Consider the following 6,206-nt stretch of genomic DNA (forward strand, 5'->3'; position numbering starts at 1 on the left):
CCTCCAGTACAGCCAAGGAGATCCCTATGGACTTCGTCTCGATCCGCATCATCACCAGCGACGTCGCGCGCCTCGTCGAGTTCTACGAGCGCGCCACGGGGGTGCAGGCGATGTGGGCCACCGAGGACTTCGCCGAGCTCAAGACCGCGGGCGCCACCCTCGCGATCGCCAGCACCCGCACCGTCCCGCTGTTCGCCCCGGGCTCCGCCCGCCCGGCGGACAACCACAGCGTGATCACCGAGTTCCTCGTCGAGGACGTGGACCGCGTTCACCGGAATCTGACCGGCTTCGTCACCGACTTCGTCACCGGGCCCACCACGATGCCCTGGGGCAACCGGTCGCTGCTGTTCCGCGACCCCGACGGCAACCTCGTCAACTTCTTCACCCCCGTCACTCCAGCGGCCATCGAAAGGTTGGCACGCTGACTCCACGCACAGCCGCTCACACGGGAGCCCTGAGATCCCAGGGCTCCCGATGAACGCGGCCGCCGAATCCAGGAGCGCCACCATCCGGGGGCATCGGAGCGCACCGCTCACCCCCGAAGGACGTCTGCGCTTGTGCCTGCGGATCAACGCCGGACGTCCGATCGCACACGTCGCTGCGGAAGCCGGGATCTCCCGCCGCTGCTTGGCCAATCCGCCTCCACCGCCTGAGAGATCCTGAAGCAGGCCGGAGTCGACCCAGTACCCCAACGTGCCGACCGCTCCTGGTAGCACTCTGTCAGACTCCTGCGACCGGTGGCGTTACTGCGTTCCGGGGGTGCCCACTGGCACCCCCGAGCTGAAAGCCGGGAGTCTCAGGTGTGCAGCAGACTGTTGCGGCCGTCGTGGCCGTCCGCCGTCTCCTCGTCGAACCACCAGCCATCGGCCGCCAGATAGCGGAAGGCGAACTGCCTGTCCGACGGAAGGTCGATCGTGACCGCACGGGAGCCGTCCTGACGGAGATTGAACCTGTGGGCCCCGGGCCGCCAGCTGTTGAAGTCACCGACCACACTGGTCTCTCCTGCCGGGTGGCCCGGCGGCAGGACGAATGTGACCGCGGTCTGGTCCTTGTCGCGACTGCGTTCCAACACGGGGCATCAACTCCGATTCGTGGCTCATCCGGGCAACGTGCCTGCAGCCGATCCTCTCCTCACCGACTGCCGGGCGGCTGCGGCGGCACGACGTCCCGTCAGCGCCCTCACCCGGACGGCGCATTCTCGCTCGCGCCAGCGGGAGCTTCGACGGCCGGGCGGGCACGGCGGGGCAACGCGGCTGGCCGCGGCCGACAGACGGGGATCGAGTTCCTCATGACGCGCGCAGCGCGCGCTCGCAGGCGTGGCACCGCTGATCGGCCAGCGGCGCTGGATACCAGGGCTCGCCCGGACGCATGGGCCGGTAGTGGGAATGCTCCGCGCCCAAGGGCGGCCTTTCGTCGACGTCGCGCAGGACTTCGGACAGCACGAGGGGCGGGATGTCGGCGAGCGGGACGGGCTCCACCGGGTGACACCGCCGCGCAGCCACATGCCGTACTCGCAGCCGGAGCAGTGTGCGAGGCTCTCCGGGGCGTCGATGAGCAGGCTCCCCCTCCATCGCCAGGACACCCCCCGAGTGCGGCGACTGACCGCGCGGCGCCCAGTGTGTCCGCGGGCCGCATTGGCGACGGTGCATGCCCGAACGAGCACGCGGACCCTTCGGCCCACCGACCGGACGGCGGGATCTTCCCCCGTAACAGGCAGGACGGCCCCCGTACTTGCTCCGTCCACGCTGTACGAATCCTCACCGTCCGGTGCGGCGTCGCGACCGATCGTGCATACACGGACCCCACCTTGTCAAGGATCCTTGATGAGAGCGCGCGGCCTCACTGACCACTTTTCACGTATGATTGACAGTGCTTCAGCCCCCACGCCGCGAAGGAGCGCACAGGAAGATGGCCGAGGACAGCGCCACGGCTCACCGCCGTACCATCGCGGAGCGACTCGAACACCTCATGAGCACCGGGCACCCCGACGGAACCGGTCCACGGGACTACCTCGCAGTGGAGCTTGCCAGCCAGGAGCATGCGAGACGTCATCCCGGCAGCCCCACCATCAGCCGTCAGACGGTGCACAACCTGCGCCATGGCAAGGTCGCCAACCCGGGGATCAACGCCCTGACCACCCTGGCGAACGTCTACCAGGTTCCGATCTCGTACTTCCTGTCCGCAGGCGACGATGCGACCGCCGGACAGGCGTCGGCGTCACTGCCCGCCATGGTGCTTCAGCGGCTGGACGACGTCCTCAAGGTCCTGCAGCCTGACACGGCCGCACCCCTCGATGACGAGGCCCGCATTACGGTCCTGGATTCCAAGGGCTGCAAGATCAGTCTTTCCGACCTTGCCACCCTGCGGTCCGGACAGTGGGACGAGCAGCTGCGCCAGCCCCTGCGCGACTTCGCCGGCACGATCAGTCTCCCGCCCGGCTACTTCGTCGACGACACGATTCCTGCCGCCGACCCCGACGATCTGTTGCTCCTGGGAGCTTTGAAGGCCGTAGGAGCCAGGAGCGTCGCGATGCGCCAGGTCGCTGGCCTGCCCTCGGACGCGCTTCAGGCCCTGTCGCCCATGCTGGACCTCCTCAGCAGGGCAAACCCGCGGCAGCGCATGTAACGCGGCCTGCCCGGCCACGCCGGGCAGGGTCCACTCGCTGGGTTCCCCTCTCGCCACCCTCACCGGCCGCCACGGGAGTCCCACCAGCGCGACCGGGGGATGTCGTGAAGTTTGTCCGATGGCAGCAGATCGAATGCCTGTGGGGAGCGGAGTTGAACGACAAGGAACTGCGCAAGCGCTGCGCCGACGTAGTGGCCCAGATCGAATTCCCCAGCCCGTTCAGCATCAACACGCTGGTCGACAGCGTCGAACGCCGACGAGGGCGCCCGATCTCGCTCGTCCCCATGCCACTGGCTGTCCGCCCGGAAGGTCCCTGCGGGTTGTGGGTGGCCACGGACGATGTCGACTACGTCCTCTACACGGAGGCGACGTCCACGGCTCACCGGGAACACATCGTCATGCACGAGCTCGGCCACATGCTGCTGGAACACGGCTCCACCGAGGCCGACCAGGCCGAGGTCGCCCGGCTTTTGATGCCCACCCTCGACCCGCGCTTCGTCCAAGCGGTCCTGGCCCGATCGGTCTACACCAGCCAGGAGGAGCGGGCAGCCGAGCTGGTCGCCTCCCTCATTCCCCTGCGGGCCGGCCGCGCGGCCCCCCAGGCACGACAGGAACCCGTGAGCCCCGGCATGGCGAACCTCGTCCGGCACATCGGCGCCGCGCTGGAACGCAACTCCTCACGAAGGACCTGACCCTTGTTGCTGCTCACCGTCGTCTACGGCATCCTGTCGGTCATCACGTGGAGTGCCTTCTTCTACAAGGTCCGCGATCTGGCACGGGACTGGCGCAACAGGGAACTCCAGCTTCTCTGCCTCTCAATCGCCACGTTCGCCGCCCCGTTCGTCCTCGCCTCGCCCCACATCTACATGGGGATCGATCACATCCTCGGCGTGCCGAACATCGCCACCCTGATCATCTACATCTGTGTGGCAGTCTGCGTGACTGGCTTCATCGCCCTGCTGGTGTCCTGGTCCTCAGCCCAGGGAAAGCTCCGGCTGCGCCACTGGATCGGGGTCGGCTACTCGCTGGCAACGCTCGTCGTCATGACCGTGTTCTTCTTCCTCGGCAACGTCGACGGCGCGGAGCACCCGGTGGACTTCGACGTCACCTTCGAAGCGGTGCCCTACATCTCCATGTTCCTGCTCAGCTACCAGCTCCTCTTCACAACCAGCATGGTGATGCTCATCGTGCTGTGCCGCCGCTATGCCGCGGCGGTGGACCGCTTGTGGCTGCGCCGCGGTCTTCTGACCGTCGCCCTCGGAGCCTGGTTCGGTCTCGGCTACGGAGTGCCCAAGGTCGCGAACATGGTCTGGGACCTGTTCGCGACATCCCCCCTGCACGACGTCAGCAGCATCGCGGCACCCCTGTCCGCCAGTGTCTCGGCCATGCTCTTCTCCATCGGGTTCACCATGCCCGGCTGGGGCGCCGGAGCGAGTCGCCTGAAGGATCTCGCAGTCGCGTACCGGGCCTACAAGCGCCTCTACCCTCTGTGGCACGACCTCGCCGCTGCCTTTCCGGAAATCGTCCTCCTCACGCCGAACGACCGTCAGGGGCCCCGGTCCGCCCGGGCCCTGCTCTCACGTCCCAGGATCGAGATCCGCGCGGGACGGATGGTCCTCCGGCCCCGTGACAGCCACGAGGCCGACACGCTGCAGGACCTCGACCTACTCGTGACCCGCCAGCGGGTGGAGATCCGCGATGCCCAGCTCAGGCTGCGCCCGTACTTCACGGAGTCAGTCGTGCAGGAGGCACGGGACCTCGCACGGAGGCGGAAGCTCACGCCCGCCGATGTCGAGGCCGCCGTGGAGGCCGCTCAGATGAGCGTCGCTCTTCGCTCACACACTGCCGGGGCCCTCGTGCCGGCCACCGCTCCCACCCTCCACACCCCCACTGCCGTCGACCCAGCAGAGGAAGTCTCCTGGCTGGTCAAGGTGGCGGTCGCCTACAAGACCTCTCCCGTGGTTGCCGACATAACCGAGCGCTTCACCGGAGCCGCCGCCGAAGTTGCTGCCTCATGACAGGCACCGATCCGACTCCGGGCACCCCGACACTGTTCGGCCGTGCGCTGCTGGCCGACCCCCATGCGGGCTACGCACGCCTACGGGAGGCCTGCCCCGTCGCGCGCACCGTAACGCCGGACGGAGCTCCGGTGTGGGTGGTCACACGCTACGAAGACGTTCGAGCAGCACTGACCGACCAACGGCTGTCGCTGAACAAGCAGACTTCCACCAGCACCGGCAAGCACGGTACGTCGATGCCGCCATCGCTCGACGCGCACCTGCTCAACATGGACCCGCCCGACCACACCCGCCTGCGCCGCCTGGTCTCCCCGGCATTCACCCCCCGTAGCGTCGGCCGACTGCGGCCGGCGATCCAGCAGCGCACCGACGAACTTCTTGACCGGTTGCGGGACGGCTCGGCCGACGTCATGACTGCCCTGGCCATGCCACTGGCACTCGCGGTGATCTGCGACGTGCTCGGCATCGCCGAGGAGGACCGCCGAGACTTCCGGACGTGGACGGACGCCCTCCGTTCCCCTGCCGCGGACGCGGCCCTCGCATCACGCCGGGCACTCCACGACCTGCACGGCTTCCTCGTCGAATTGATCGCCGGCAAGCGCGACCACCCCGGCGATGACCTCCTCACCCAGATGATCACGGCGCGCGAGGACGGGGACCAGCTGTCGGAACCGGAACTCGTCGCCCTGTCCTTCCTTCTCCTGTTCGCCGGGTACGACAACAGCGCGAACCTCGTGGGCAACACCGTCCTGGCACTCCTGACCCACCACGAAACGCTGCGCTCCCTGCGATCGGGCGCCCTCGGCGTCGGCCGGGTGGTCGACGAGGTCATGCGCTGGAACAGCCCGTCCATGCTGGCCTCCCGGCGGTTCGCCCGTGAGGACACCCACATCGGTGGCGTCCGGATCGCAGCAGGCGAACGAATTTGGATGTCACTTGCCTCGGCCAACCGGGATCCGCAGCAGTTCAGCAACCCTGACCAGTTCGACGTCGACCGGCCGGAAGGCGGACATCTCGGATTCGGCCACGGCATCCACTACTGCCTCGGGTCGGCACTCGCCCGCATGGAGGCCGAGATCGCCACCGAAGCACTCGTCCACCGCTTCCCCTCACTGCGGTTGGCGCACCCGGAAGAGGCATTCGAATGGTGCGACTCCTTCCAAAGCCGAGGACCGCTCAAACTTCCTGTCATCTGGTAAGGAGAGCCGAACGTCGGCGCCCACCAACGTGATCCTCGGCTGAAACGGCTGGGCAAACCTGTTCTGGGGGCGCTGCCGTCGCTCACTCGACCACCGACCGCACCCTGGCGCCGCTGAGAAGGAGCGGCGTCCCTGAGCCGAGGCCCCTGTGCTCCCACGGCGGTTTCTGGGGGTCGTCGCAACACGTTGCCCTTGCCGAGAACCTCATCCGCCCAGCTCAGCGGCCTGATCGGAGCCTCGACACCCTTCAGGGCCCGGGACACCGCCGTCTCGCCCTTCCAGGCTCCGGTGCCGCCGCGCCCGCCGCCAGGGGGCCGGTGGGGTCTTCCCGCTGGGCCGGTGGGCCCCTCCGTGTCCGGCGCCC

At 68.1% G+C, this 6,206-nt stretch carries 6 protein-coding genes; 5 read left to right on the forward strand and 1 reads right to left on the reverse strand.

What is annotated here, in order from left to right:
- Positions 1-26: 26 nt before the first annotated feature.
- The gene (locus tag ACWC9T_RS27715) at positions 27-425 is read left to right on the forward strand and encodes a VOC family protein (RefSeq protein ID WP_449823777.1); all 399 of its coding nucleotides are present in this window, start codon (positions 27-29) and stop codon (positions 423-425) included.
- 371 nt (positions 426-796) lie between these two features.
- On the opposite strand, the gene ACWC9T_RS27720 is transcribed toward ACWC9T_RS27715, so the two are convergent.
- Entirely contained in the window at positions 797-1,072 is a 276-nt protein-coding gene (locus tag ACWC9T_RS27720) for an isoamylase early set domain-containing protein (protein ID WP_449823778.1), read from the reverse strand.
- An 836-nt stretch (positions 1,073-1,908) separates the two neighbouring features.
- Here ACWC9T_RS27720 and ACWC9T_RS27725 point away from each other — a divergent pair.
- From ACWC9T_RS27725 to ACWC9T_RS27740, 4 genes are all read left to right on the forward strand, one after another.
- A complete protein-coding gene (locus ACWC9T_RS27725) occupies positions 1,909-2,625 on the forward strand; it encodes a hypothetical protein (protein ID WP_449823779.1) in 717 nt (238 codons plus the stop codon).
- A 152-nt stretch (positions 2,626-2,777) separates the two neighbouring features.
- On the forward strand, positions 2,778-3,317 hold the full coding sequence (locus ACWC9T_RS27730) for a hypothetical protein (protein ID WP_449823780.1): 540 nt from the start codon (positions 2,778-2,780) through the stop codon (positions 3,315-3,317).
- Between the two features lie 3 nt (positions 3,318-3,320).
- A complete protein-coding gene (locus tag ACWC9T_RS27735) occupies positions 3,321-4,643 on the forward strand; it encodes an MAB_1171c family putative transporter (RefSeq protein ID WP_449823781.1) in 1,323 nt (440 codons plus the stop codon).
- The gene (locus ACWC9T_RS27740) at positions 4,640-5,842 is read left to right on the forward strand and encodes a cytochrome P450 family protein (RefSeq protein ID WP_449823782.1); all 1,203 of its coding nucleotides are present in this window, start codon (positions 4,640-4,642) and stop codon (positions 5,840-5,842) included. The genes ACWC9T_RS27735 and ACWC9T_RS27740 overlap by 4 nt, the downstream gene beginning before the upstream one ends.
- Positions 5,843-6,206: the final 364 nt, after the last annotated feature.

The organism is Kitasatospora sp. NPDC001159 (assembly GCF_053598235.1).